Source organism: Achromobacter dolens (genome assembly GCF_902859745.1).
Lineage (GTDB): Bacteria > Pseudomonadota > Gammaproteobacteria > Burkholderiales > Burkholderiaceae_B > Achromobacter > Achromobacter dolens.
On record NZ_CADIJW010000002.1, the window covers coordinates 179,606 to 204,092 of the forward strand.

22 protein-coding genes are annotated in these 24,487 nt (G+C 67.3%); 7 read left to right on the top strand and 15 right to left on the bottom strand.

Features of this window, described 5'->3' with window-relative positions; genetic code table 11:
- Positions 1–44: 44 nt before the first annotated feature.
- Complete coding sequence (locus HV783_RS03035; protein ID WP_064525912.1) at positions 45–1,355, bottom strand: MFS transporter; 1,311 nt, start codon at positions 1,353–1,355, stop codon at positions 45–47.
- A gap of 296 nt (positions 1,356–1,651) precedes the next feature.
- On the opposite strand from HV783_RS03035, the gene prfB reads away from it, so the two are divergent.
- The 4 genes from prfB (at position 1,652) to HV783_RS03055 (ending at position 5,427) form a co-directional block, all read left to right on the top strand.
- A protein-coding gene (gene prfB, locus HV783_RS03040; protein WP_175188689.1) for a peptide chain release factor 2 occupies positions 1,652–2,756 on the top strand; the annotation gives its coding sequence in 2 pieces (ribosomal slippage) (positions 1,652–1,732 and positions 1,734–2,756; 1,104 coding nt in all).
- A gap of 42 nt (positions 2,757–2,798) precedes the next feature.
- Positions 2,799–3,554, top strand: a complete 756-nt coding sequence (locus HV783_RS03045; RefSeq protein WP_064525916.1) for an SDR family oxidoreductase — start codon at positions 2,799–2,801, stop codon at positions 3,552–3,554.
- 10 nt (positions 3,555–3,564) lie between these two features.
- A complete protein-coding gene (lysS, locus tag HV783_RS03050) occupies positions 3,565–5,088 on the top strand; it encodes a lysine--tRNA ligase (RefSeq protein ID WP_068958956.1) in 1,524 nt (507 codons plus the stop codon).
- Between the two features lie 15 nt (positions 5,089–5,103).
- Positions 5,104–5,427 (top strand): hypothetical protein, encoded by a 324-nt coding sequence (locus HV783_RS03055; protein WP_049073202.1) that lies wholly within the window; start codon positions 5,104–5,106, stop codon positions 5,425–5,427.
- A gap of 54 nt (positions 5,428–5,481) precedes the next feature.
- On the opposite strand, the gene pdxR is transcribed toward HV783_RS03055, so the two are convergent.
- Positions 5,482–6,990 carry a MocR-like pyridoxine biosynthesis transcription factor PdxR gene (gene pdxR, locus HV783_RS03060; RefSeq protein ID WP_175188690.1) on the bottom strand — a complete coding sequence of 503 codons (1,509 nt, stop codon included), beginning with the start codon at positions 6,988–6,990 and terminating at the stop codon, positions 5,482–5,484.
- A gap of 177 nt (positions 6,991–7,167) precedes the next feature.
- Between pdxR and HV783_RS03065 the strand changes: the two genes are divergently transcribed.
- Together HV783_RS03065 and HV783_RS03070 are read left to right on the top strand one after the other, a co-directional pair.
- Positions 7,168–8,415 (top strand): benzoate/H(+) symporter BenE family transporter, encoded by a 1,248-nt coding sequence (locus HV783_RS03065; RefSeq protein ID WP_144657962.1) that lies wholly within the window; start codon positions 7,168–7,170, stop codon positions 8,413–8,415.
- On the top strand, positions 8,412–9,239 hold the full coding sequence (locus HV783_RS03070; protein WP_175188691.1) for a YggS family pyridoxal phosphate-dependent enzyme: 828 nt from the start codon (positions 8,412–8,414) through the stop codon (positions 9,237–9,239). The genes HV783_RS03065 and HV783_RS03070 overlap by 4 nt, the downstream gene beginning before the upstream one ends.
- Positions 9,240–9,272: 33 nt before the next feature.
- On the opposite strand, the gene HV783_RS03075 is transcribed toward HV783_RS03070, so the two are convergent.
- The 12 genes from HV783_RS03075 to HV783_RS03130 all read right to left on the bottom strand — a co-directional run bounded on the left by HV783_RS03075 (position 9,273) and on the right by HV783_RS03130 (position 21,195).
- Positions 9,273–10,082 carry a penicillin-binding protein activator LpoB gene (locus HV783_RS03075; protein ID WP_175142836.1) on the bottom strand — a complete coding sequence of 270 codons (810 nt, stop codon included), beginning with the start codon at positions 10,080–10,082 and terminating at the stop codon, positions 9,273–9,275.
- A 26-nt stretch (positions 10,083–10,108) separates the two neighbouring features.
- On the bottom strand, positions 10,109–10,717 hold the full coding sequence (gene lpoB, locus HV783_RS03080; protein WP_240806527.1) for a penicillin-binding protein activator LpoB: 609 nt from the start codon (positions 10,715–10,717) through the stop codon (positions 10,109–10,111).
- Between the two features lie 48 nt (positions 10,718–10,765).
- Complete coding sequence (locus HV783_RS03085) at positions 10,766–11,170, bottom strand: YcfL family putative periplasmic lipoprotein (protein ID WP_144657964.1); 405 nt, start codon at positions 11,168–11,170, stop codon at positions 10,766–10,768.
- A 29-nt stretch (positions 11,171–11,199) separates the two neighbouring features.
- Entirely contained in the window at positions 11,200–12,630 is a 1,431-nt protein-coding gene (locus HV783_RS03090) for a COG3014 family protein (RefSeq protein ID WP_144657965.1), read from the bottom strand.
- A gap of 140 nt (positions 12,631–12,770) precedes the next feature.
- Entirely contained in the window at positions 12,771–13,424 is a 654-nt protein-coding gene (locus tag HV783_RS03095; protein ID WP_054502159.1) for a TetR/AcrR family transcriptional regulator, read from the bottom strand.
- Complete coding sequence (locus HV783_RS03100) at positions 13,421–14,575, bottom strand: thiolase family protein (protein ID WP_054502158.1); 1,155 nt, start codon at positions 14,573–14,575, stop codon at positions 13,421–13,423. Before HV783_RS03100 ends, HV783_RS03095 begins: the two co-directional genes overlap by 4 nt.
- Positions 14,572–16,425 carry an AMP-dependent synthetase/ligase gene (locus HV783_RS03105; RefSeq protein WP_175188692.1) on the bottom strand — a complete coding sequence of 618 codons (1,854 nt, stop codon included), beginning with the start codon at positions 16,423–16,425 and terminating at the stop codon, positions 14,572–14,574. The genes HV783_RS03100 and HV783_RS03105 overlap by 4 nt, the downstream gene beginning before the upstream one ends.
- The gene (locus HV783_RS03110) at positions 16,422–17,216 is read right to left on the bottom strand and encodes an ABC transporter ATP-binding protein (protein WP_054415813.1); all 795 of its coding nucleotides are present in this window, start codon (positions 17,214–17,216) and stop codon (positions 16,422–16,424) included. Before HV783_RS03110 ends, HV783_RS03105 begins: the two co-directional genes overlap by 4 nt.
- A gap of 40 nt (positions 17,217–17,256) precedes the next feature.
- Positions 17,257–18,438: an ABC transporter substrate-binding protein gene (locus HV783_RS03115; RefSeq protein ID WP_054482113.1), complete on the bottom strand. Its 1,182-nt coding sequence runs from the start codon at positions 18,436–18,438 to the stop codon at positions 17,257–17,259.
- A 41-nt stretch (positions 18,439–18,479) separates the two neighbouring features.
- Positions 18,480–19,517, bottom strand: a complete 1,038-nt coding sequence (locus tag HV783_RS03120; protein WP_054443672.1) for a branched-chain amino acid ABC transporter permease — start codon at positions 19,515–19,517, stop codon at positions 18,480–18,482.
- A 2-nt stretch (positions 19,518–19,519) separates the two neighbouring features.
- Complete coding sequence (locus HV783_RS03125; RefSeq protein ID WP_054502155.1) at positions 19,520–20,398, bottom strand: branched-chain amino acid ABC transporter permease; 879 nt, start codon at positions 20,396–20,398, stop codon at positions 19,520–19,522.
- Positions 20,398–21,195, bottom strand: coding sequence for an ABC transporter ATP-binding protein (locus tag HV783_RS03130; protein ID WP_374700846.1), 798 nt, complete (start codon positions 21,193–21,195; stop codon positions 20,398–20,400). Before HV783_RS03130 ends, HV783_RS03125 begins: the two co-directional genes overlap by 1 nt.
- A gap of 257 nt (positions 21,196–21,452) precedes the next feature.
- Here HV783_RS03130 and HV783_RS03135 point away from each other — a divergent pair, with 257 nt between their 5' ends.
- A complete protein-coding gene (locus HV783_RS03135) occupies positions 21,453–22,256 on the top strand; it encodes an enoyl-CoA hydratase/isomerase family protein (protein ID WP_175188693.1) in 804 nt (267 codons plus the stop codon).
- 21 nt (positions 22,257–22,277) lie between these two features.
- Here the strand turns inward: HV783_RS03135 and HV783_RS03140 are convergent, their stop codons facing one another.
- Positions 22,278–24,380: a TonB-dependent siderophore receptor gene (locus tag HV783_RS03140; protein WP_054502152.1), complete on the bottom strand. Its 2,103-nt coding sequence runs from the start codon at positions 24,378–24,380 to the stop codon at positions 22,278–22,280.
- Positions 24,381–24,487: the final 107 nt, after the last annotated feature.

Below are 24,487 nucleotides of genomic sequence, written 5' to 3' on the forward strand. Positions count from 1 at the left end.
TTCGCTCGCGGCCCCATCCAGCAGGGCCCGCGCGCGCGGCTACGCTACTTGTTGACCAGCCTGGCCGGCTGCGCCAGCGCCACCAGCGCGCCGACCACCAGGCACGCCGACAGCATGTACAGGCCGGTGTTGGTCGTGCCGGTCATGTCCTTGAGCCAGCCCACCAGGTAGGGGCTGACGAAGCCCGCCAGGTTGCCCACCGAGTTGATCAGCGCGATCCCGGCGGCGGCGGCGGTGCCGCCCAGCAGCGCGGTCGGCAGGCTCCAGAACAGCGGCAGCACCGTGCAGATGCCGATGTTGGCCACCGTCAGCGCCAGGATGGCCAGCACCGTGTTGCCGCTCCAGATCGCCGAGAACAGCAGCCCCAGCGCGCCGAACAGCGCCGGAATCGCCACGTGCCAGCGGCGCTCGCGATTGCGGTCGGAGTTGCGCGCGATCAGGATCATGCCGATCACCGCGAACAGGTTCGGCACGGCCGTCAACAGCCCGATCGCCAGCGGGCTCTGCACGCCGGTGCTCTTGATCAGCGTCGGCATCCAGAACCCCACGCCGTACAGGCCCATCACGAAGGAGAAGTAGATCAGCGCCATGGCCCAAACCCGCGGATGCGCCAGCGCGGCGCGGATCGGCGGGTCTTCCTTGTGCTGCTCCTCGGCCGCGATGTTGCGGATCAGCACCGCCTTCTCGTTCGCGGTCAGCCACTTGGCCTTGTTGATACGGTCATCCAGGTAGATCAGCACCAGCACGCCGATGATCACTGACGGGATGCCCTCCAGCAGGAACAGCCATTGCCAGCCCGACAGGCCATGGTCGCCGTGGAACGTATTCATGATCCAGCCCGAGATCGGGCCGCCGATCAGGCCGGACATCGGCACCGCGGTCATGAAGAAGGTGGTGATGCGCCCGCGCCGGGCGGCCGGATACCAGTAGGTCAGATAGAGGATGATGCCCGGAAAGAAACCCGCCTCGGCCGCGCCCAGCAGGAAGCGCAGGAAATAGAACATGTGCACGCTGGTCACGAACATCATGCAGGCCGAGATGATGCCCCAGGTGATCATGATGCGCGCGATCCAGACCCGCGCGCCGACTTTGTGGAGAATGATGTTGCTGGGGATCTCGAACAGGAAATAGCCGATGAAGAATATCCCCGCGCCCAACCCGTACACCGTCTCGCTGAACTGGAGTTCCTGCAGCATCTGCAGCTTGGCGAAGCCTACGTTGACGCGGTCCAGGTAGGCCACGACGTAGCAGACGACCAACAGCGGCACCAGCCGCCACCCCACTTTGCGATAGATCCGGTCCTCCTCAGCCGCCGGGATCGCCGGCGAGACCCCGGGGGCCATAGTGTGTTCCATCAATGTCTCCTCCTCTGACGGGATAGGCCGGTCATGGACCGGCAGCTTGTCCGGTCCCGCGTCCCCAGCGGGGACATATGGGCCGGCAGACCAAGCCTAGAACCCGGTAGTTGACAAAAAACTGAACAACTATGCCCTCTGCGCGCAAACCCCTAGAACGATCCGACAGAATCGGGCGGAACCTCGGCGAAACCTTTTTTCGCCCGATCCGTCCCCCTGCATGCGAGCGGACCCGACGGGACGGCGGCTTACACGGTAAAATGCCCGGTTTCGCACAAAAGTCATCAGGAATCATCATGGAAGCCGAACGTCAGAACCAGCTCGCAGCCCGCCTCGCCGACTACGCGGAGCGCGAACAGGCTCTACGGAGGTATCTTTGACTACGATGCCAAAGCCGAACGCCTGCAAGTCGTAAACGCCGAGCTCGAAGACCCGGCGGTCTGGAACGACCCCAAGCACGCCCAGGACCTGGGCCGTGAAAAGAAAGCCCTCGAAGACGTGGTGGAAACGCTCACCGGCCTGGGCACGGGCCTGGCCGACGCCAACGAGCTGTTCGAGCTGGCCGCCGCCGACAACGACGACGCCACCCTCGAATCCATCGAGCTGGACGCCAACGGCTTCCAGGAAAAGCTGGAAAGCCTCGAATTCCGCCGCATGTTCTCCAACCCGGCCGATCCCCTGAACTGCTTCCTGGACATCCAGGCCGGCGCGGGCGGCACGGAAGCGCAGGACTGGGCCTCGATGCTGCTGCGCCAGTACCTCAAGTACGCCGAGCGCAAGGGCTTCAAGGCCGAAGTGCTGGAAGAATCCGAGGGCGAAGTCGCCGGCATCAAGTCCGCCACCATCAAGCTCGAGGGCGAATACGCCTTCGGCTACCTGCGCACCGAGACCGGCGTGCACCGCCTGGTGCGCAAGAGCCCGTTCGACTCCTCGGGCGGCCGCCACACCTCGTTCGCCAGCGTCTTCGTCTACCCCGAGGTCGACGATTCCTTCGAAGTCGAAGTGAACCCGGCCGACCTGCGCGTGGACACCTACCGCGCCTCGGGCGCGGGCGGCCAGCACATCAACAAGACCGACTCGGCCGTGCGCCTGACGCACATCCCGACCGGCATCGTGGTGCAGTGCCAGAACGACCGCTCGCAGCACCGCAACCGCGCCGAAGCGATGCAGATGCTCAAGTCCAAGCTGTACGAACTGGAAATGCGCAACCGCATGGCCGAGCAGCAGAAGCTGGAAGACTCCAAGACCGACGTGGGTTGGGGCCACCAGATCCGCTCGTACGTGCTGGACCAGAGCCGCATCAAGGACCTGCGCACCAACGTCGAAATCTCCAACACGCAGAAAGTGCTGGACGGCGACCTGGATCCCTTCATTCAGGCCAGCCTCAAGCAAGGCGTGTAAGTTCCGCGATACTTCCGTCCACCGTCCCCCGAGGGTTCACGCATGTCCGACACCATCGCAATTCTCACCGGCGCTTCGCGCGGCATCGGCGCCGCCATGGCGCGCGGCCTGGCCAAACCGGGCACCCGCCTGATCACCCTGGCGCGCCGCGAAGACCCCGAGCTGGCCGCCTACGCCCGCTCGCAGGACGCGCAGCTTGAACAGGTGTCCGTGGACCTCTCGGACCTGGCCGCGGCCGAAGCGGCCGCGCGCCGCATCTGCGACGCGCTGCCGCGCGACGCCCGTCGTTACCTGCTGATCAACAACGCCGGCACCGTGCACCCCGTGTCCGGCACCGACGCGCTGATCGACGGCCCGGCCATCGCCGCCGCCTTCAATCTGAACGTGACGGCCGTGATGCTGCTGACCGCGCGCTTCCTGGCCGCGGTCGAAGACCTCAAGGCCGACCGCCGCGTGCTCAACATCTCCTCCGGCGCCGGCCGCAACCCCAACGCCGGCTGGGGCGTGTACTGCGCCACCAAGGCCGCGCTCGACATGTACTCGCGCGTGGTCAAGCAGGAACAGGGCGAGAACGGCGCGCGCGTCGTCTCGCTGGCCCCCGGCATCGTCGACACCGACATGCAGGCCGCCATCCGTTCCAGCGATCCCAAGAGCTTCCCGGCGCTGGCCAAGTTCCAGGACTTCCACGCCACCGGCAAGCTGTCTTCGCCCGCCAACGTGGCTTCCCGCATCCTCGCCTACCTGGATCGCGACGATTTCGGCGCCACCGAAATCGACGACATCCGCAATTACGACTGATCCCCCGACCATGACCGACCACACGACCGCTCCGGCAACCGCCCAGGATGAAAACCGCTTGATCGCCGAACGGCGCGCCAAGCTGGCCAAACTGCGCGAAACCGGGGTCGCGTATCCCAACGATTTCGTCCCCGACGCCCGCGCCGCGGCCCTGCACGACAAGTACGACGACCAGACGCAGGAAGCCCTGGCCGCCGCGCCCGTCACCGTCAAGGTCGCCGGTCGCATGATGCTCAAGCGCGTCATGGGCAAGGCCAGCTTCGCCACGCTGCAGGACAGCACCGGCCGCATCCAGATCTACCTGGACCGCGGCACGCTGGGCGAAGACAGCTACGCCGCGTTCAAGCAATGGGACATCGGCGACATCATCGCGGTCGAAGGGTCGGTCTTCAAGACCAACAAGGGCGAACTGTCGGTGCACGCCGCCACGGCGCGCCTGTTGTCCAAGTCGCTGCGCCCGCTGCCGGACAAGTTCCACGGCGTGGCCGACCAGGAGCTGCGCTACCGCCAGCGCTACGTCGACCTCATCATGACCGACGCCACGCGCCGCACCTTCGAGGCGCGCAGCAAGGCCGTGGGCAGCATCCGCCAGTTCATGCTGAACGCCGGCTTCCTCGAAGTCGAAACGCCCATGCTGCACCCGATCCCGGGCGGCGCGGCGGCCAAGCCCTTCGTCACGCACCACAACGCGCTGGACATGGAAATGTTCCTGCGCATCGCGCCCGAGCTCTACCTCAAGCGCCTCATCGTCGGCGGCTTCGAACGCGTGTTCGAGGTCAACCGCAACTTCCGCAATGAAGGCGTGAGCCCGCGCCACAATCCGGAATTCACGATGATGGAGTTCTACGCGGCCTTCGCGGACTACCGCTGGCTGATGGACTTCACCGAGGAACTGATCCGCCAGGCCGCCATCTCGGCCACCGGCAGCGCCGTGCTGACCTACCAGGAACGCGAGCTGGATCTGTCCAAGCCGTTCGACCGCCTGACCATCTGCGAAGCCATCCTCAAGTACGCCCCGGGCTACACCCAGGCGCAACTGGACGACGCGGCCTTCGTGCGCGCCGAGCTCAAGAAGCTGGGCGCCGACGCCGACGGTCCGGTGCTGTCGCGCGCCGGCCTGGGCGCGCTGCAGCTGGCGCTGTTCGAGGAAACGGCTGAAGCCAAGCTGTGGAACCCGACCTACATCATCGACTACCCGGTCGAAGTGTCGCCGCTGGCGCGCGCCTCCGACACCCGCGAGGGCATCACCGAGCGCTTCGAGCTGTTCATGACCGGCCGCGAGATCGCCAACGGCTTCTCCGAGCTGAACGACCCCGAAGACCAGGCCGAGCGTTTCCGCTCGCAGGTCGAGGCCAAGGATGCCGGCGACGAGGAAGCGATGTACTACGACGCCGACTACATCCGCGCGCTGGAATACGGCATGCCCCCGACGGGCGGCTGCGGCATCGGCATCGACCGCCTGGTCATGCTGCTGACCGACAGCCCCAGCATCCGCGACGTCATCCTCTTCCCGCACCTGCGCCGTGAAGACTAAGACGCGGGCGGCATCATGATCGTCAAGATCCTGATGCTGGCGGCGGTGGTTGCGGCGCTGTTCTTCATGGTGATGCAACCCCGCCGCGGCCGCGGCGGTTACGCCACGGGCCCCGCGCCCGCGCGGCGCACGCCGCTGTTCATCGCGCTGTGCCTGGCCACGGCGCTGGCCCTGACCGGCACGCTGGTCACCGCGGTGATCTGGATGGGCAGCGTTGCCGGCGGCGTGACCGGCGGCGGCTACCATGGCGAAGCCGATTTCCTCCTGACCATCGCCGGCGCCCTGCTGGCGATCGCCGTGGCCTGCGGGGTCGGCGCCTTCCTCAAGCGCAAGGGCTAATCCCGCGCCTCGGGCCGTCCACAAGCGACCGCCCTCCACGGCGCCAGGCCCACCCTACCCCTTCTTCCTTATCGCGACCGCCAGGCGCCGCATGGCCAGGTCGATCTCATGCGCGCTGAGCGAGGCATAGCCCAGCAGCCAACCTTGCAGCGCGGGCGTATCCGCATACAACCGCGCCAGGCCCGGCAGCACCAGCCCCGCCTGCGCGGCTCGGCGGATGGTATCGGCCTCGGACCATCCGGGCTCCAGCAGGCACGGCACCTGCAGTCCGCCTTCGGGACGCAGCGCGCGCGCCACGCCCGCCAGATGCTTTCCGACCGCGTCCAGCATGGCCTCGCGCCGCGCCGCGTACAGCTTGCGCATGGCGCGCACGTGGGCGTTGTAATGGCCATCGGCCATGAAGCGCGCCAGCGTCAGTTGCAGGACCTGCGGCGTATGGCCGTCGACGATGCTGCGCGCGCGGCTGAAGGCGCCGACCAGCTCGTCCGGCAGCGCCATGTAGCCCATCCGCAACCCCGGATAGAGCGTCTTGCTGAAGGTGCCCAGGTAGATCGTGCGGCCGTGCCGATCCAGGCCTTGTACGCACGCGGTCGGCAGGCCGTCGTAGTGGAATTCGCTGTCGTAATCATCCTCGATGATCCACTTGCCGTTTTCGGCCGCCCAGCGGATCAGGTCGAACCGCCGCTCCAGCGACAGCGTCGCCCCGGTCGGATACTGGTGCGACGGCGTCACATAGACGCAACTGGCGCCGCTGCGGTCGGCCCGCAGCAGGTCGGTGCGGATCCCGTGCGCATCGACGTCGATCGGCACCACCCTGGCCTCGGCGAACTCGAACGCCTTGCGGGCGCCGAAGTAGCCCGGGTTCTCCAGCAGGATCGGCTTGCCGGCATCCGCCAGCAACTGCGCGCACAGGAACAGCGCCTGCCGCGTGCTGCTGAGCACCACGATCTGCTCGGCACGGATCCGGGCGCCGCGCTCCAGGTTCAGATAAGTCGCGATCGCGCGGCGCAAGGGCTCGGCGCCCTGGGGATCGCCGTGCAGCAGCACATGGCCGCGATGGTCCTTCATCACCTGCCGCTGCAAACGCTCCCACACCTCCGTCGGGAAGGTGCGGGTCTCGGGCAGCCCGGTGGCGAACGCCTGGATCGTCTGCTGGTCGGTCACGCCGCCGCTGTCGAAGATCGCGCGGCCGCGCCGGCTCAGGCCGGCCGCGGGCGCGGCCGGTTGCGCCGTCGCCCGGCGTTCGCGCTGCGGGGCGCGGCGCCGCGCCGAACCGCGCAGTTCGGTGCCGATGGTCTCGGACACATAGCTGCCCGAGCCCTTGCGCCGCGCGATGAAACCGTCGCGCTGCAACTGCACGTAGGCATTCTCGACCGTGTCGCGGGCCACCCCCAGCAACTGCGCCAGCGCGCGGGTGGCGGGCAGCTTCACGCCGGGATCCAGGTCGCCGTCCAGCACCAGCGCGCGCAAGGCGCGCTGGATGCGCAAGTGCAGGTCGAGCGGCGCCAGGTCGGCGTCGCCCATACGGATTTTCAGCGTCTCAAGCGCGAAGGTCTTGCTCATGGGGTCTGCCCGCGGGCGATGAAAGGGTTACTGGCAGCCTGCCATTCCAGGCGAGGCAGAAGTCGTCGCAGCGAAAAAGTGGTCTGGCACGCATTGCCAAAGTGTACTGCCTTGACAGTCCAATGCCGCGCTACAAAGTGGTCTGCCATTCAACCTTTCCCGCTTCCCACCGCCCCCATGTCATCGCCTAGCGCCTCTTCCCTGTTCCCGCGCGACCTCGTCCACCCCATCGTCGCCGGCCTGATCTCGGTCATCGTCAACTACGGCGGCACCTTCATCCTGGTGTTCCAGGCCGCCAAGGTCGCCGGCCTCAGTCCGGCGCTCACGGCCTCCTGGGTCTGGTCGGTGTCGATCGGCGTGGGCATCACCGGCATCGTGCTGAGCTGGCTCAGCCGCGAACCGGTCATCACCGCCTGGTCCACGCCCGCCGCCGCCTTCCTGGTCACGGCCCTGGCGACCACGCCGTATGCCGAGGCCATCGGCGCCTACCTGGTCTCGGCCGCCGCCTTCGTCCTGCTCGGGCTGTCCGGCTGTTTCGACAAGGCCATCCGCCTGATTCCTCCGGGCGTCGCCGCCGGCCTGCTGGCCGGCATCCTGCTGCCCTTCGGCATCGGCGCCTTCGGCGGCATGAGCCTGGACCCGCTGCTGGTGGGCTGGCTGATCCTGGCCTACGTCGCGCTCAAGCGCTACACCGCGCGCTACGCCGTGGTCGGTATCCTGGTGTCCGGCCTGGCGCTGCTACTGGCGCAGGACCGGGTCGACCTGTCGGGGCTGCGGCTGGAGTTCGCCGCCCCCGTCTTCACGGCGCCCGAGTTTTCGCTCAATGGACTGTTGAGCGTGGCGCTGCCGCTGTTCCTCATCACGCTGACGGGCCAGTACATGCCCGGCATGCTGGTGCTGCGCAACGACGGCTTCAAGACCAGCGCCAATCCCATCGTCACCCTCACCGGCCTGGGCTCCCTGCTGATGGCGCCGTTCGGCTCGCACGCCTTCAACCTGGCCGCCATCACCGCCGCCATCTGCACCGGCCGCGAAGCGCACGACGACCCGTCCAAGCGCTGGATCGCCGGCATCGCCGCGGGCGTCTTCTACATCCTGGTCGGCATCTTCGGCGTGACGCTGGCCGCCGTGTTCATGGCACTGCCCGCGACCTTCATCACGACACTGGCGGGCCTGGCCCTGCTGGGCACCATCGGCGGCAGCCTGGCCAGCGCGCTGGCCGACGCCAAATCGCGCGAGGCCTCGCTCATCACCTTCCTGGCAGCCGCCGCCAACATCAAGCTGTTCGGCATCGGCGGCGCCTTCTGGGGCCTTGTGATCGGCCTGCTGGCGCACGCCCTGCTCAATGGGCGCCTGCCGCGGCGCGCGGCCCGTTACACTGCATCGACGCGTTCCGACTCCGCGCACAAGCAACTGGTGAAATGATGACGACTTGCCCCGACAGCGCCGCGGCCACGCCAGCCGACGGCGACACCCAGACCCGGCACGACCAGCATGGCCGCTATCCGCAGGCCCTCAGCGTCGAGGATTTCCAGCACAACCTGGCGACGATCCGCGCCCGCATGGCGGCCGCCTGCGATCGCGTCGGGCGCGATCCGGCCAGCGTGCAATTGCTGCCGGTCAGCAAGACCATGGATGAATCCCGCATCCGGCTGGCCTACGCCGCCGGCTGCCGCCTGCTGGGCGAGAACAAGGTGCAGGAAGCGCACCGCAAATGGCAGAACACCGCCGACCTGGCCGATCTGCGCTGGTCGGTCATTGGCCACCTGCAGACCAACAAGGCCAAGCTGGTCGCGCAGTTCGCGACCGAATTCCAGGCGCTCGACAGCCTGCGGCTGGCCGAGGCGCTGGACCGGCGCCTGCAGGCCGAGGGCCGCGCGCTGGACGTATTCGTGCAGGTCAACACCTCCGGCGAGCCCAGCAAGTATGGCCTGGCGCCCGACGACGTGGCGGCCTTCCTCCAGGCGCTGCCGGCCTACTCCGCGCTGCGCGTGCGCGGCTTCATGACGCTGGCGCTGTTCTCCAGCGAGGCCGAGCGCGTGCGCCAGTGCTTCGTGCTGCTGCGCGGCCTGCGCGACCGTCTGCGCCAGGAGGCGCCCGCCGGCATCTGCCTGGACGAATTGTCGATGGGCATGTCCGGCGACTTCGAGATCGCCATCGAGGAAGGCGCCACCCTGGTGCGCGTCGGCCAGGCGATATTCGGCGCGCGCGCGCTGCCGGACAGCCACTACTGGCCGGATCCGACCTGACGCGGCCAGGGGCGCCGCCGCCGCCCGTGCCGATCAGTAGTTCACCACCGGCTCGTTGCGCGAGGCCGGCGGCGGCGGGTTGGCGCCGGCCGTCCCCTGCAGGTGCCGCCCTGGCAGGCCGAACTGGCTCATCAGCTCGCCATAGGCCGCTTCCGCCAGGCTCTTGGACGCATCGGCGATTACCTTTGGCCGGCTGAACGTGGCCCGATCGCCCGGCCTCGACACCACTTTCACGTCCTGTCCCGAGCCCAGCGCCGTGAACGCCGCCTTGACCTCGTAGGTCCGCGTGTTGATGAGGCTGAAGTCCACGGCGATATCCAGGCCCAGCGTGGCGGAAGTGGCCGAACCGCCAAACGACATGGCGTTCTGGTTGAATTGGACATCGCTGACCGTGCCGAACAGCACGTAGTCGGCGCCGGCGAATTGGCCCTGCCGGATCCGCGCCACGATGTCAAAGAGTTTTTCTGTCGGCTTGCCCTGGTAGGCCTTGCCCTGCACCAACCTGACGCCACCGCCCTTGAGCATGGCGCCCTTCAGGTCTGCGGTGTACTTGCGCAGCTCGCCGTACTCGATGTACGAGTACGTGCCCTCTTCCTCGTGATAGCTGCTTTCCGAGCGGGCGTTTATGCGGCCACGCTCGGAATACGAGCGCGGGCCATCCTGCACACTGGCGCTGGCGTTGACGCTGCTCCTGCTGGACGCGGACACCACGCGGAAATACTCTCGGACCCGCTCTTCATAGGCCAGGTCGGTCACCGCGATCTTGGGCTCGGCGGCGCGGGCGGCCGGCAGCGCCGCCACGCACAGCGCCAGCGCGGCCATCAAACGATAGGTTTTCAGCATCGGAATGCCTCGAATGGGTGATTGAATCAACGGCGCGTGGTCTTGCGGATTTCCTTCTCTTCCTGCCACTCGATGGTGCCTTCCTGCACGTCGTACAGCTTGAGCGTCATCTTGTAGTAGACGTCCTTGACGCCGCTGGCCTGCTTGACGATGGATGAGATCTCCCCTTCCAGCGCGTACTTGGCGCCGACCATGTTGCCCATCTTGGCCTTGCCCTGGTTCTTGTACAGTCCGCTCTGGTTCTGGCGCTGCAACTCCTCCACGCCGGACTGCATCTCGTCCATGCTGCGCGTGAAACGCACCTTGCCGCTCTTGACCAGCTGGGTCTGGATGGTGTTCATGATCGACTTGGTGTCGATGTATTCGCTGGTCTTGTTGCGCACCGGCGCCAACGTCACCGTGGGCCGGCCGCTGAACACCGGGCTTTCCAGCAGCGAGCCCGTCATCTTCTCGGCGATCATCTGCAGATCGGTCGAACCGAACTCGTTGCTCACCGTCTCGACCGCCTTGGCATCGCCGTAGCTGACGCCGGAGGACGAATCGACCTTGGGTTGCGTCGTCTGGCAACCGGCCAGCAGGAGCACCGACGATACGGCCATGCCGGTCATCAGGCGGGGGAACAGATTGGAACGCATACAAACTCCGTGGAAACTCTTCTGGAAATCAGGTGAGCCGGGCGACCATCAGGGCGACTCGGCGCTCATCTCGATTCGGAAATCGGTCGCCTGCGGGCCATAGGCCACGCCCTTGACCATGAGGCTCTGCCGGTTCAGGAACGTCAGCGGCTTCCAGGCCTCGTCGTCGCCGACCTGCATGCCGTCGGCGTCGAACCAGCGGAAGCGGTAGTACAGGCGCGAGTTCAGGCCGCTGGTGTTGACGATCTCGGCCTGCACCACCATCACATCGTTGCGACGCTGCGACCGCAGGCTTTCGACACGCAGATCGCGCACCGAATCGCGCACCATGAGCTTGGCGGCGATGCCGGGCGAGGCCGCATAGGGCGGCGCGGGATTGGCCTGCGCCATGGCCTGGCCCGCCAGGGCCAGGCCCAGCGCCAGCGCGGCCGCGCATTGGGCTAACTGCTTCATAGGAATATTCCGCTACGCGCGAGGCGCGTTCAGTTCAAGGAGGCGGACTTGGGCGCCGGACGGCGTTTGCCGGTTCCGCGCTTGTCCTCGGGTTGGGGCGCGGCCAAGTCGCCGAAGCGACCAGGTTCGCCAAAATAGGTCACGGACGCGAACGTGCGCAACGGCACGATCATGTGGCGCCCGCCGACGGAGATCTTCTGCGCCGCGCCGGGCACGCCCGGCAGCGAAACGTTGTAGTCGCCCGGCGGCAGGAACGTGCGCGCCACATAGACGCGCCCGGGCAGCGTGCGCCACATGCGATCATCGGCCGGCGGTTCGGTCACGGCCGCCGCGACACTGCCAAGCAGGCCTGCCAGCATGCCGCCTTCCTTGTACAGGACCACTTGCGCGCCGGCCTTCACGATCATGCGCACCGTCGCGCGCGCCTGCATGCCCGGCAGATCGTCCTTCAAGGCGCGGCGGGCCATGACGTTGAAATCGGCGACCAGGCCGGTATCCAGCATCGTGTCGCCCACGGCTATCCGCTCCACGCTGGGCGCATCGGACACGGCGTTGATCACGGGATACGACATGCCCACCGTGATCAGCCCCTGCGGCGTCGGCACCGGCAGCATGAACTTCTTCGATTCCCGCGCCGGAGCGTTGCCCGACTCGATCACGAACAGCACATCGGTCGCGCCATTCTTGCGCTGCTGGCCGCGACGTTGATCCAGTCCCTCCAGGCCCGCTTCCAGCACGGTGCTGCCCGGACGGAGCTGGATCGCCTGGCGATAGCCCGGCGCCGCCAGGCTGGGTTCGTTCAGCGCCTCGTAGACGAAGCCCGACAGGTAATGGCTCAGGGCGTTCTGGTAGCCGTTCTTCAACCCCAGCACCTCGGGGTCGTTGAGGGTCTCGGTCGGGTAGCCCTGGAGTTCGGCCGTCTTGACCTGGGCGCCCTTCTCCTTGGCCTTGGCCTCGGCCTCCTCGGTCTGCTTGGCGCGGAACTCGGCGATGATGGCTTCGCGCTCGTGCGTGCGCTTGATGTCGATGCGGGCGGTGTCCAGGTCTCCCTGCGACAGGCGGTTCAACGCCATGACCGTGGTCAGCATGACTTTCTCGTAGTCCTGCACTTCGTAGTCTCGAGTGCCGTCGCCCAGCAGGGTCGCCCCGACCTGGCTTGCCGCTTCGGTCACAAGGCCGCGCGCCTGCTCTTCCCACTGCTTGACCGCGCTGTCGGCAATCTCGAAGGCGGCCATACTGTCGCCGTAATTCGAGGCGATGCGCAGCAACTCGCCCTTTTCCAGGTTGAGCAGCACGTCATGGGCCTTGCCGCCCTGCAACTGCCCATCCACCTTGATGATGGCGTCCTGCAGCCGTCCCTGGCTGGCATCCGCCGTGCTCTGGCCCACCTTGCTTTGATGCGTCGCAGCACAGCCCGCCAAAAGCAAAGCCAGGCCCGAAGCCGTTAAGACTCGCAGCATGTTCCTCTATCCCTCCCGGATTGATCCGGATTATGTTTCTAAGAGAAACAGGCTTTTAACATTAATTATGAGTTTTTAACAAATGAACAAATATGTTCACATTCATTGCACACCCCGCCGGCCTGCAAACCGACCCCTATTCAGCCCACCGGCCAGCGCCCCGCCCCCTCCGGCAACGTCGGCAGGCTGGCCCGCAGCATCTCATCGATGAACGCGGCGGGGCGCAGCCGGCCCTCGGGCTTGTACCACTGCACCGTCAGATTCATCGCGCCCAGCACGCAACGCTTGATCACGCGCGCATCGCCGCGCAGCAGGCCGGCGGCCACCGCCGCCGCCACTGCGTCCTGCCACATCGCCTCGTAACGGTCGCTCAGCACCTTGACGCTGGCCTGGCTGGGCGCCGACAGGCTGCGCCACTCGTAGACCAGCGCATTCATCGCGTCGCCGCCGGCGCCGTGCAACATGCTCCACATGTGCACGCGGAACAGCGCCGCCAGCCGGTCGGCTGGCGCCGGGTACAACGCCAGGGCCTGGCGGCCGGCATCCAGCACTTCCTGAATGCCGTTGTTCATCACCGCCACCAGGATTTCCTCCTTGCTGCGGAAATGGTGGAACAGGCTGCCGGACTGCAGTCCCACGGCGCGCGCGAGCTCGCGCACCGTGGTGCGCTCGTAGCCGTGCTTGCGAAACAGGCGGGCCGCGGTCAGGATCACTTCGGCGCGACGCAGCGATTCCGCGCCGTCCTCATGCCCGGCCGGCATCGCGCCCGACCCTTGCCTGCCGATCCGATTCATAGGCGTTCGATGATCGTCGCTGTCGCCATGCCGTGTCCGATGCACATGACCTGAAGGCCGAAGCGGCCATCGGTGGCGCGCAGCCCCGCCAGCATCTTGGCCATCAACGCCGCGCCGGTCGCGCCCAGCGGATGGCCGTGGGCGATGGCGCCGCCCCACGGATTGACCTTCGACGGATCGGCGCCCAGCGTTTTCAGCCAGGCCAGCACGACGCTGGCGAAAGCCTCGTTGATCTCGATCCAATCGATATCCGCCAGTTGCAGGCCGGCGTGCGCCAGGGCGCGTTCGGTCGCGGGGATGACACCGGTCAGTTGCAACACAGGATCCGAGCCGATCGCCACCCGCGCGCGGAACCGCGCCTGCGGCCGCAGCCCGTCGGCCAGCGCCACGGCGCGATCGGCCAGCAGCACCGCCGCGGCGCCATCGGCCAGTTGGCTGGCCTGCGCCGCCGTCACCTTGCCCAGGCCGGGCGCGCGCATGGCCGGCGCCAACGCCGCCATCTTGGCGGGGTCGGCGTGCTCGCGGATGCCTTCGTCGCGCGTCGGCGCGCCAGCCGGGGCCGGCAACAGTTCGGCATGGCGCCCCGCGCTGGCCGCCTGCCAGGCGCGGGCATGGCTTTGCATCGACCAGGCGTCCAGTTCTTCGCGGCTCAACTGCCATTGCTCGGCGATGCGCTCGGCGCTCTCGATCTGGTGAATCAGCGGATAGCGCCGCAACAGTCCGGGGTTGAGCGACTCAAAGCCGCGGAACTCGCGCTGTCCCAGCGTCACGTCCAGGAACATCGGCACGCGGCTCATGCTCTCGACGCCACCGGCCACCACGTAGCGCATATCGCCCGCGACAATCGCCTGCGCCCCGAAATGCACCGCCTGCTGGCTCGATCCGCACATGCGGTTCAACGCCACGCCCGGCACCGTGTCCGGCAGGCCCGCCAGCAGCGCGGCCAGGCGGCCGATGTTGGCGCCCTGCTCGCCCGCCTGGCTGACGCAGCCCGCCAACACGTCGTCCACCTGATCCGCCGGCAGGCCGGCGCGGGCCAGCACGCCCTGGATGGCAATGGCCAGCAAGTCATCGGGCCGGGTATCGGCCCACCAGCCGCCGCGCCGCCCAAACGGCGTGCGCACCGCTTCCACGATCACCGCTTCGTTCATGCCGGCGTCTCCTCGGCGTACAGCCGTTCGATCTCATCCGCATAGCTGCGATAGATGCTGGCGCGCCGCACCTTCATGGTCGCCGTCACCTCGCCATCGTCATGGTCCAGTTCCTTGGTCAGCAGATGGAAGCGCTTGATCTGCGCCACGGGCGCCAACCCCGCATTGGCGCGCGCCACCTCGCCCGCCACCAGCTCGCGCACCTGCCCGCATTCGGCCAGCGAGCGGAAATGGGTGAAGGCGATGCGCTGCGATTCCGCCCACTTGCCGACCGTCTCGAACTCAAGCTGGATCAGCGCCGCCACGTAGCGCCGGCCGTCCGCGACGATCACGCATTCCTTCACGTACGGACTGCTCTTGACCGCATTCTCGATCTCGGATGGCGTCAGATTCTTGCCGCCCGCCGTGATCATGATGTCCTTCAGGCGATCGACGATGCGCAGTTGGCCGTCCCGCACCGCGGCCACGTCGCCCGTGTGCAGCCAGCCGTCGCGCACCGTGTCGGCGGTGGCGGCGTCGTTCTTGTAGTAGCCCGCGAACACCATCTCGCCACGCACCTGCAATTCACCCGCCTCGCCCAGGCGCCATTCGACGCCCAGGATCGGCTCGCCCACCGTGCCCCCCTTCACGCGGTCCGGATGCTGGCCGAAGATCATGCCGGTCGACTCGGTCAGGCCATACACCTCCACCAGCGGCACGCCGACATTGCGGAAGTAGCGCACCACCTCGGGCGCGATCGGCGCCGCCCCCGTCATCGCCACCCGCACGCGCCGCAGGCCGATGAAGTTCTGCAGGGCCCGCAACACCAGCCAGTACCACAAGGCGTAGGTCAGCCGTTCGCCCGCATTGCGCTGGCGCGCCGACTTTTCCGCGAACGGCGCGCAGGCCGCCATGGCCCGCCGATACAGCCAGCGTTGCAGGCGCCCGGCCTCCTGCATCTTGATCGAGATCGACGCGTGCAGCTTCTCCCAGATGCGCGGCACGCCCAGGAATAGGGTCGGCGCCACTTCGCGCAGATCCTCCTGCACGGTGCGAATCGATTCACCGAAATTGACCTGCGCGCCCAGGTAGATCGGCACGAAGGTCGACAGCATCTGCTCGGCCACGTGGCACAGCGGCAGGTACGACAGATGCACGCTGCGCGCATCCATGCCCAGCCGCTCGGCAATGCCGGGGGCCACGCCGCGCATGTTGCGGTAACTGAGCATCGCGCCCTTGGGCTTGCCGGTCGAACCCGAGGTGTAGATCATCAGGCCCAGGTCATCCAGCCCCTGCGTGTCCAGCAACTCATTCAACGCCTGCAACCCTTCCGTCTCCAGCCGCTGGCCGTCGGCCTCCAGCTCGGCGAATGCGATGATGCGCGCGCGTTCGGCCGGCGCGTAGGAACGCAGCCCCTTGGTCTCCATCACCACGATGCGCCGCAACAGCGGCAGCCGGTGCGCCACCTGCAGCACCTTGTCGGTCTGCTCCTGGTCCTCGCACACCACCAGTTCGACGTCGGCATGCTCCAGCACATAGCCCATTTCCTCGGCCGGGCTGGTCGCATAAACACCCACCGCCACGCCGCCGACCGCGCCCGCGCCCAGTTGCGCCAACAGCCATTCCAGGCGATTGTCCGCCACGATCGCGACCCGGCCGCCGCGCGACAGTCCGGCGGCCCGCAGCCCCAACCCCACGCGGCAGGCGCGGCGCCAATACTGCGACCACGACACCGGCTGCCAGATGCCAAAGTCCTTCTGCCGCACCGCGATGCCATCCGGCTGGCGCCGCGCCTGTTCGCGCAGCATCTGCGGCAGGGTCAGCGCCGGCCAGGCCTCTCCGGCCGAGCCAGGGTCGATCGGCCCGTTCATGACAGCCAGCGCTTGCGGCGCTTGTAGTGCTTGATGTCGCGAAAGCCGCGCGCCTCGCCCGCGCCGCCCACGCCCAGGTAGAACTCGCGCACGTCGGGATCGGCCGCGAGCTTCTCGGCCGTGCCGTCGATCACCACCTTGCCCGTCTCCATGATGTAGCCGTAGTGCGCCACCGCCAGCGCCACGGACGCGTTCTGCTCGACCAGCAACATCGACACCCCCTGTTCGCGATTGATGCGGGCGATGATGGAAAAAATGGTTTCCACCAGCATCGGCGACAAGCCCAGCGACGGCTCGTCCAGCAGCATCAGCTTGGGCTGCGCGATCAGCGCCCGCCCGATCGCCAGCATCTGCTGCTCGCCGCCCGACAGATAGCCCGCCAGTCCGCGGCGACGCTCGTACAGGCGCGGGAAATAGCCATACACCAGATCGAAGTCGGCCTTGGCGCCAGGCCTGCCGCTCAGCGCGTAGGTCGCCGCCACCAGGTTCTCCTCGACCGACAGGTCCTCGAACACGCGGCGCCCTTCCATCACGTGCGCCAGTCCGGCGCGCACCAGGTTCTGCGGCCGCGCGCCGGCGGTGTCGCCGCCGTCGAACAGGATGCGCCCGCGCGCCAGCTCGCCGTCCTCCAGGTCGAGCAGGCGCGACACCGCCTTCAGCGTGGTCGACTTGCCGGCGCCGTTGCTGCCCAGCAGGGCCACGATGGCGCCGGCCGGCACCGACAGCGACAGGCCGCGCAGCACCTGCACCGCCTTGTTGTAGACCACCTCGATGTTGTTGATGTCCAGCACCGTCGGCGGCGACGCAGCGTGTCCGGGATTCACGGGCGCCTCACTGCAGCACGATCCAGTCGGAAGCCGGCACCATCTGCTTCTGCTTGGTATCGGCGCGATAGATCCGGCCCACCGGAATCGAATTGCCCTTGATGCTGATCGGCACGCCGATCAGCCCGCCGGTGTCGAAGTCCTTGATGCCCTCCAGCGCCGCCTTCATGTTGGCGCTGGTCAGCTCCTTGCCCGCCTCCAGCGTGCGCTTGGCCACCTCGGTGAACAGCATCGCCGCCAGGAAGCCCTGCATGTAGCCGGTGCTCTGGTATTGCGGCCGCATCTCGCGGATCTTCTTGAGCATCGGCGCGTCGGCCGTCTCGTCGTAGTAATAGCGGTACGGCATCACGCCCATGAAGCCCTCGGCATCCTCGCCCATCTGCATCACGGTGGAGTTGTCCATGGTCCAGAACGTGCCCATGTAGCGCGTCTTCAGTCCCATGCGCTTGCCCTGCCCGACGAACTCGGGAATCGGCGCCAGCACGTAGCCGTGGAAAATGGTGAAGTCCGGATCGGCGCGGCGCAGCTTGATGACTTCGGTCGACACGTCGACGCTGCCCGGCGGCGTCATGATCTCGGTGGCCACCGTCAGCCCCAGCTTCTGCGCCACCGCGCGCGAGCTGGCGATCGGGTCGCGGCCGAACTCCGTGTCCGAATACACGAACGCCACCTTGGCGCCCGGCTTCTCCTTGGCGATGTAGCGCAGCAGGATGCCGAACATCTCCGTGTAGTCCGGCCCCAGCATGAACTGCGCCGGATACTTGGCCGGGTCATTCAGCTCGGTGGCGAACGACGCGCCCGTCATCAGGATGTTGCCCGAACGGTTCAGCTCGGCATTGATGGTCTTGGAGAACCCGGTCGAATCGCCATAGTAGAAATTGACCTTGTTCTGGCTGGTGATCTTCTTGAAGGCCGCCACCGAAGCATCCACCTTGTAGGCGGTGTCCTCCGGCACGTAGCGCAGCTTGCGGCCCTTGATGCCGCCCTGGTCGTTGACGATCTTGACGTAGTCGGTGATGCCGGCATGGATGCCCTGCCCGGCGAACGCGAACACCCCGCTCAGCGGGATCGAGCCGCCCAGCACCAGGTCCTCCTCGGCCTGGGCCGCCGGCGCCGCGGCCAACGCCAATGCCACGCCCAAGGGGGCCAGCAACTTCGATAAACCGCTGCCTATCCGGATGCGCTTCATGGTTTCGTCTCCTGGTTCTCTTGGGAATACGCGGCCGCCGTCTAGGTGCGGAATGGCCACAGATGGAAGTAGCGGCGCACGCGGCGCCAGATTTCCGCGAGCCCGTGCGGCTCGAAGATCAGAAAGCCCACGATCAGCAGGCCGAACACAATGGTGCGCACCGGCGAGATCAGCCGCAGGGCATCGCCCCCCACCGGCAGCCAGCCCACCACCAGCTTGAGCAATTCGGGCACCATGGTCATGAACACGGCGCCCAGGATCGATCCCAGGATCGACCCCATGCCGCCCACGATGATCGCGGCCAGGAAGAAGATCGACATGATCAGCGGAAAGCTCTCCGGCGTGACCACGCGGAAGAAATACGCCCACAGGCCGCCCGCCACGCCCGCATAGAACGACGACAGCCCGAACGACAGCAGCTTGTAGCGCAGCAGATGGATGCCCAGCACCTCGGCGGAAATGTCGCGGTCGCGGATCGCGATGAACGCGCGGCCGATGCGCGTGCGGAACAGGTTGGCCGCGCCCAGCACCATCAGCGCCGTCAACGGCACGATCAGCCAATAGATCTTGAACGACGTGTCCAGATCGATCCCCAGCAGCCGCGCCGGCGGCACCTGCAACCCGCCCGTGCCGCCCGTGAAGGCCCAATTCGCGAACACGAAGTGCGCGATGAAAGACGCCGCGATGGTCGAGATCGCCAGGTACAGCCCCTTGACCCGCAGCGACGGAATCCCCACCAGCAGCCCGCCCAGCATCGCCACCACGCCGGCGCCCAGCAGGTTGAGCAACACCGGCGTGCCCAGCCGCAGTTCCATCACCGCCACCGTATACGCGCCCAGCCCCATGAAGGCGGCCTGCCCCAGGCTCACCAGCCCGGTGTAGCCGGTCAGGATGTTCAACCCCGTGGCGCTGGCCACGTTGATCGCCACCAGGCACGCCAGGTACAGCCAGTAGGCGTCGGCCACGAACGGGAACAGCGCCAGCGACGCCGCCAGCAACGCCAGCCACAGCCGCTGGGTTGTTGTGTCGAACAGCGCCTCGTCGGCCTGGTAGGTCTCTTTCGCGGTCGCGATGCGCATGGCTACAGCCTCTCGATTTCGCGCGTGCCGAACAGCCCGTAGGGCCGCATCATCAGCACCGCCACCAGCACCACGAAGGTCGCCAGCAGTTTGTATTCGCCGCCCAGGTAGGCGCCGGCCCAGGCCTCCAGCAGCCCGATGAAGATGCCCCCCACCAGCGCCCCGGCCACGCTGTCCAGCCCGCCCACGATCACCACCACCAGCACCGACAGACCGAAGACGCCCATCGACGACGAGATGCCGCCGATCGCCCCCACGATCACCCCCGACACCGCCGCGATCGCGCCCGCCGCCGCCCACGACAGCGAAAACACCTGCGGCACGTTGATGCCCATCGCATACGCCGCCCCCTGGTCCGACGCCGTGGCGCGCAACGCCACCCCGCCGCGCCAGTAGCGGAACACCGCCAGCACCAGCAGCACCAGCGCCAGCGCCACCCAGAAGCCGTAGAACACCTTGGGCGCGACAAACGCCTCGCCCACCATCACCGGCGCGCGCGGCATGAACTCCGGCAGGCGGCGCTGGTCCGCGGTCCAGATCAGTTCCACCACGCCCACCAGGATCGACGCCAGTCCCACGGTGATCATGAACACCGAGATCGGCGACTCGCCCAGCATCGGCCGGATCGTCAAGCGTTCCACCAGCGCGCCCAGCACGGCCGACAGCGCCACCGCCCCGGCGATCGCCGCCCACACCGGCCAGGCCATGCCGGCGGCGAGGGCATAGAACACGTAGGCGCCCATCATCAGGAATTCGCCGATGGCGATGTTCACCACCCGCGTCGCCTTGTAGACGATCACGAACGCCAGCGCCGCCAGCGCGTACAGGCCGCCGCTGCCCAGCCCCGCCAGCGTCACCTCCAGGAAGAACAGGCCGTCCATCAGGCCGCCTCGCGCAGCCGCCGGCGCAGGTCGCCGACGTCGCCCGCGCCCAGATAGGCCTTGATGACCTCGGGATCGGCCTGCACCGCCGCCGGCGTGCCATCGGCGATCACCTGGCCGAAGTTCAGCACCACCACGTGGTCCGACAGGTCCATCACCATGCCCATGTCGTGCTCCACCATCAGCACCGTCACGCCCCACTCGGCGCGCGCATCGAGGATGAAGCGCGCCATGTCGTCGGTCTCCTCGCGGTTCATGCCGGCCACCGGCTCGTCCAGCATCAGCACCCTGGGCTGCATCGCCAGCGCCCGCGCCAGCTCCACCCGCTTGCGCAGCCCGTACGACAGCGCCGCCACCGGCGCATGGCGGATGTGGTCGATCTCCAGGAAGTCGATGATGCGTTCTTCGATATCGGCGCGCAGCGCCATCTCCTCGCGCCGCGCCCGGCCCAGGTATAGCAACGCATCGAGCACATTGGTGCGCAGGTGGGCGTGGCGCCCCAGTTTGATGTTGTCCAGCACCGTCATGCCGCGGAACAGCGCGATGTTCTGGAAGCTGCGCGCCAGCCCCAGGCGGGCGCGCTCGGGCGCCGCCACGCGCGTGATGTCGCGGTCCAGGAAGCGGATGGTGCCCGCGGCCGGCCGGTAGAACCCCGAGATGGTGTTGAACAGCGAGGTCTTGCCCGCGCCATTGGGGCCGATGACCGTGGTGATGGATCCCGGCGCGACGCGAAAGCCCACGCCCGTGAGCGCCTTGACCCCGCCGAACGCCAACGTGACCCCATCCACCTCCAGCAAGGGAGGGCTATCGGATTGATCCACCTTTGTCTCCTCGCTTTGGTCGCGAAGCTGTTTTTCTATTGGCGGTGAATCAGCGTAGCCCCGAGGCAGGCGATGCGGCGAACCTGTCTTTACCTACGCTGTACAGCGCCGGAAAATCGTTCTATGCGTTACGCTTGCGTGGCGGACGGCGACCGAGCAAGCGCTTGGTTCCGAACATAGCATCGTGGTTTTTGGATCGAAAGTTGGTATTTACCCGATAACGGAGACAAGCCATGAACCCACCCCTTCCGGTCTTTCCCACCCTGCTGTTGGAAGCCGGCGACGGCATCGCCACGCTCACGCTGAACCAGCCCGCCACGCTCAACGCCATCGACGTCGCCATGGCGCTGGACCTGCAGCGCGCCGCCCAATGGCTCGATACGCGCGCCGACATCCGCGTCGTGCTGCTGCGCGGCGCCGGCAAGGCCTTTTGCGCCGGCGGCGACATCACGCTGTTCGAGGGCGACGTCAACGCGGTGCGCGGCAAACTGCTCGACCTGTTCACGCCCCTCAACGATTTCGTCGCGCACGTCGCGCGCATGGACAAGCTGTGGCTGGCGCAGATACACGGCGTTGCGGCCGGCGCCGGCCTGTCGCTGACGCTGGCCTGCGACCTCGCCATCGCCGATGCCGACACGCGCTTCATGACGGCCTACCTGAAGCTCGGCGCCACGCCCGATGCCGGCATGACGCATGGCCTGAACCGCCTGCTCGGCCCGCGCCGCGCGCTCGACCTGCTGCTGCGCCACGACGCCTTCAGCGCCGCCGATGCATTGGGCTGGGGCCTGCTCAACCGCGTCGCCGACACCGGCCTGCTCGCGCAACAGGCGCAGGCCTATGCCAGTCAGCTCGCCAGCCACGCGCCGCACGGCATCGCCGGCGCCAAGCGCCTGCTGCGCAACGCCGCGCACGCCCCGCTGGAAACGCAACTGGCCGAAGAGACCGCCTGCTTCCTGGACACCGCGCGGCGCGAGGACTTCGCCGAAGGCGTGCGCGCCTTCCGCGAAAAACGCGCGCCCCGCTTCCAGGGCCGGTAAAGCGCGAGCGCGGCGCCCGCGTCAGAACTTGTAGGTGACGCTGGCGATCGCGCTGCGGCGCGCGCCGTACCAGCAATCGCCGCGCGACAGGCACGTCGCCAGATAGGTCTTGTCGGTCAGGTTGTTGACGTTCAAGGCGTAGCGCCAGTGACTGGTCTCGTACGCCATCATGGCGTCCACCAGCCACACCGGCGCCAGCTTGGGCCCGTCGCCATCGCGGAACGACGCCATCCAGCGCGTGCCCGCGCCCACCGTGAAGCGTCCGTCCAGGTTGTCGAGCGCGAAACGGTAACGCCCCCACGCCGCGGCCTGGTGGCGCGGAATGCCCTCCAGCTTCGGATCCAGGTCGATGTAGTTGTAGTGCGCGATCACGTCGAACGACGACGTCACCTGGCCGCGCCATTCCAGCTCCAGGCCGCGCGTGCGCGTCTTGCCGGTCTGGACGTTGTTCAACGCCGCCGTCGGATCCGGCACCAGGCGGTTTTTCTCGCGCAGGTCGTACACCGACGCCGTGGCCAGGTGGCCGCCGTCGGCGGACTGGTACTTGACGCCCGCCTCCCACTGCTTGCCGCGCAGCGGCTTGTACAGCTCGGGCACCGCGCCGTCGGGCGTGTTGCGCGTAGTGCCGGCCACCGGCGTGAACGACTCGCTGTAGCTGATGTACGGCGACCAGCCATTGCTGGCGGCATACATCAGGCCGAAGCGCTTGGTGGTGGCCTGAGCCTTGTCCGCCTCCCCACCCTCAAGCTGGCTGCGCGCGCGGTCATGCCGCAGGCCCGCCGTCACGATCCAGTGCTGACCGATCTTCATCTGGTCCTGCAGGTAGATGCCCGTCTGGCGCTGGTTGAACCTTGGCTCACCGGTCAGCTCGGGGATATAGCCATTGCCGTACACCGGATCATAGGCATCGATCGTGTCCTTGCCGCTGCCGCTCTCGCGGTCGCGGCGATAGCGCGACCAGTCCAGCCCCAGCAGCAGCTTGTGCGTCACCGCGCCGGTGCTCACCTCGCCCGTCAGGTGCTGGTCCAGCGTGTCCATGCGCACCTTGGTGATGGTGTCATCGGCATAGCGGCCGATGATGCGCTGGTTGATCGGATCATCCGCCCAGCCGCCGGGCACCGAAAATGCATCCGCGTAGTGCGTGAAGTACGTCACCTTGTTGTTGGCGTGGCGGAATCCCTGGCTGAACGACCACTTGTCGTTGAACTGGTGCTCGAACAGCCAGCCGAAGCTGCGGCGCTCGGAATCGTAGCGGTCGTGGTCCGGTTCGCCGATGAAGCGATAGGTCGGAATCATGCCGTTCGGATTCGGCGTGCGCATGCCCGACCACGGCATGAACTGCGCGGTCGAACCCGACTTGTCCTTCTGGTACAGCGCCTGCAGCGTCAACGACGTCGCCGCGCTCGGTCGCCAGGTCAGCGACGGCGCCACCAGCGTGCGGTCGTCCGGCACATGGTGCACCTGGGTATCGGCATCGCGCTGCAACGCCACCAGGCGGTACAGCCATTGGCCATCCTCGGTGACGGGCCCCGTCAGGTCGATCTGCGCCTGCTTGCGCCCATGGTTGCCCACCTGCACGCCGACCTCGCGCTGCGCCTCGGCCAACGGGCGCTTGCTGACCATGTTGATCAGGCCGCCCGTGCTGCCCTGGCCATACGTCATGGCCGCCGGCCCGCGCAGCACCTCGATGCGTTCCAGCATATACGGATCGGGGCGGGTCGTGCTGGTGTAATAATCGAACGCCTGGCGCATGCCGTCCAGATAGACGTCGACGTCGGTCCCGCGCACCCGCACGCTGTCGCTGCGCGAATCCAGCCCATACGCATCGGAACGTACCCCCGCCGCATAGCCGAGCGCCTCCTGCAGGCTGGTGGCGCCCTGGTCCACGATCTGGTCGCGCGGCACCACGGTGATCGACTGCGCCGTCTCGTTCAGCGGCGTATCCGTCTTGGTGGCCGTGGCCGAACGCGTGGCCGCGTAGCCCAGCACCGGGCTGGTCGCCGTCTCGGCGCTGCCTTCCACCTTGACCGACGGCAACGTGGTCGGTTCGACGGGCGCGGACTGCGCGACCAGCGCGGCCGGCAGCAGGCTCAACGCCGCCGCCAGGCTGGCGCGGCGGGACATGGCAGGATCAAACATCGACGTGGCTCCCCTTGATGAATTTTGAAGAGCCAGATGTTAATGTTTCTCGTTATTGAAATGGTTCCTTTTCCCTACGAAAAGAAAGACTT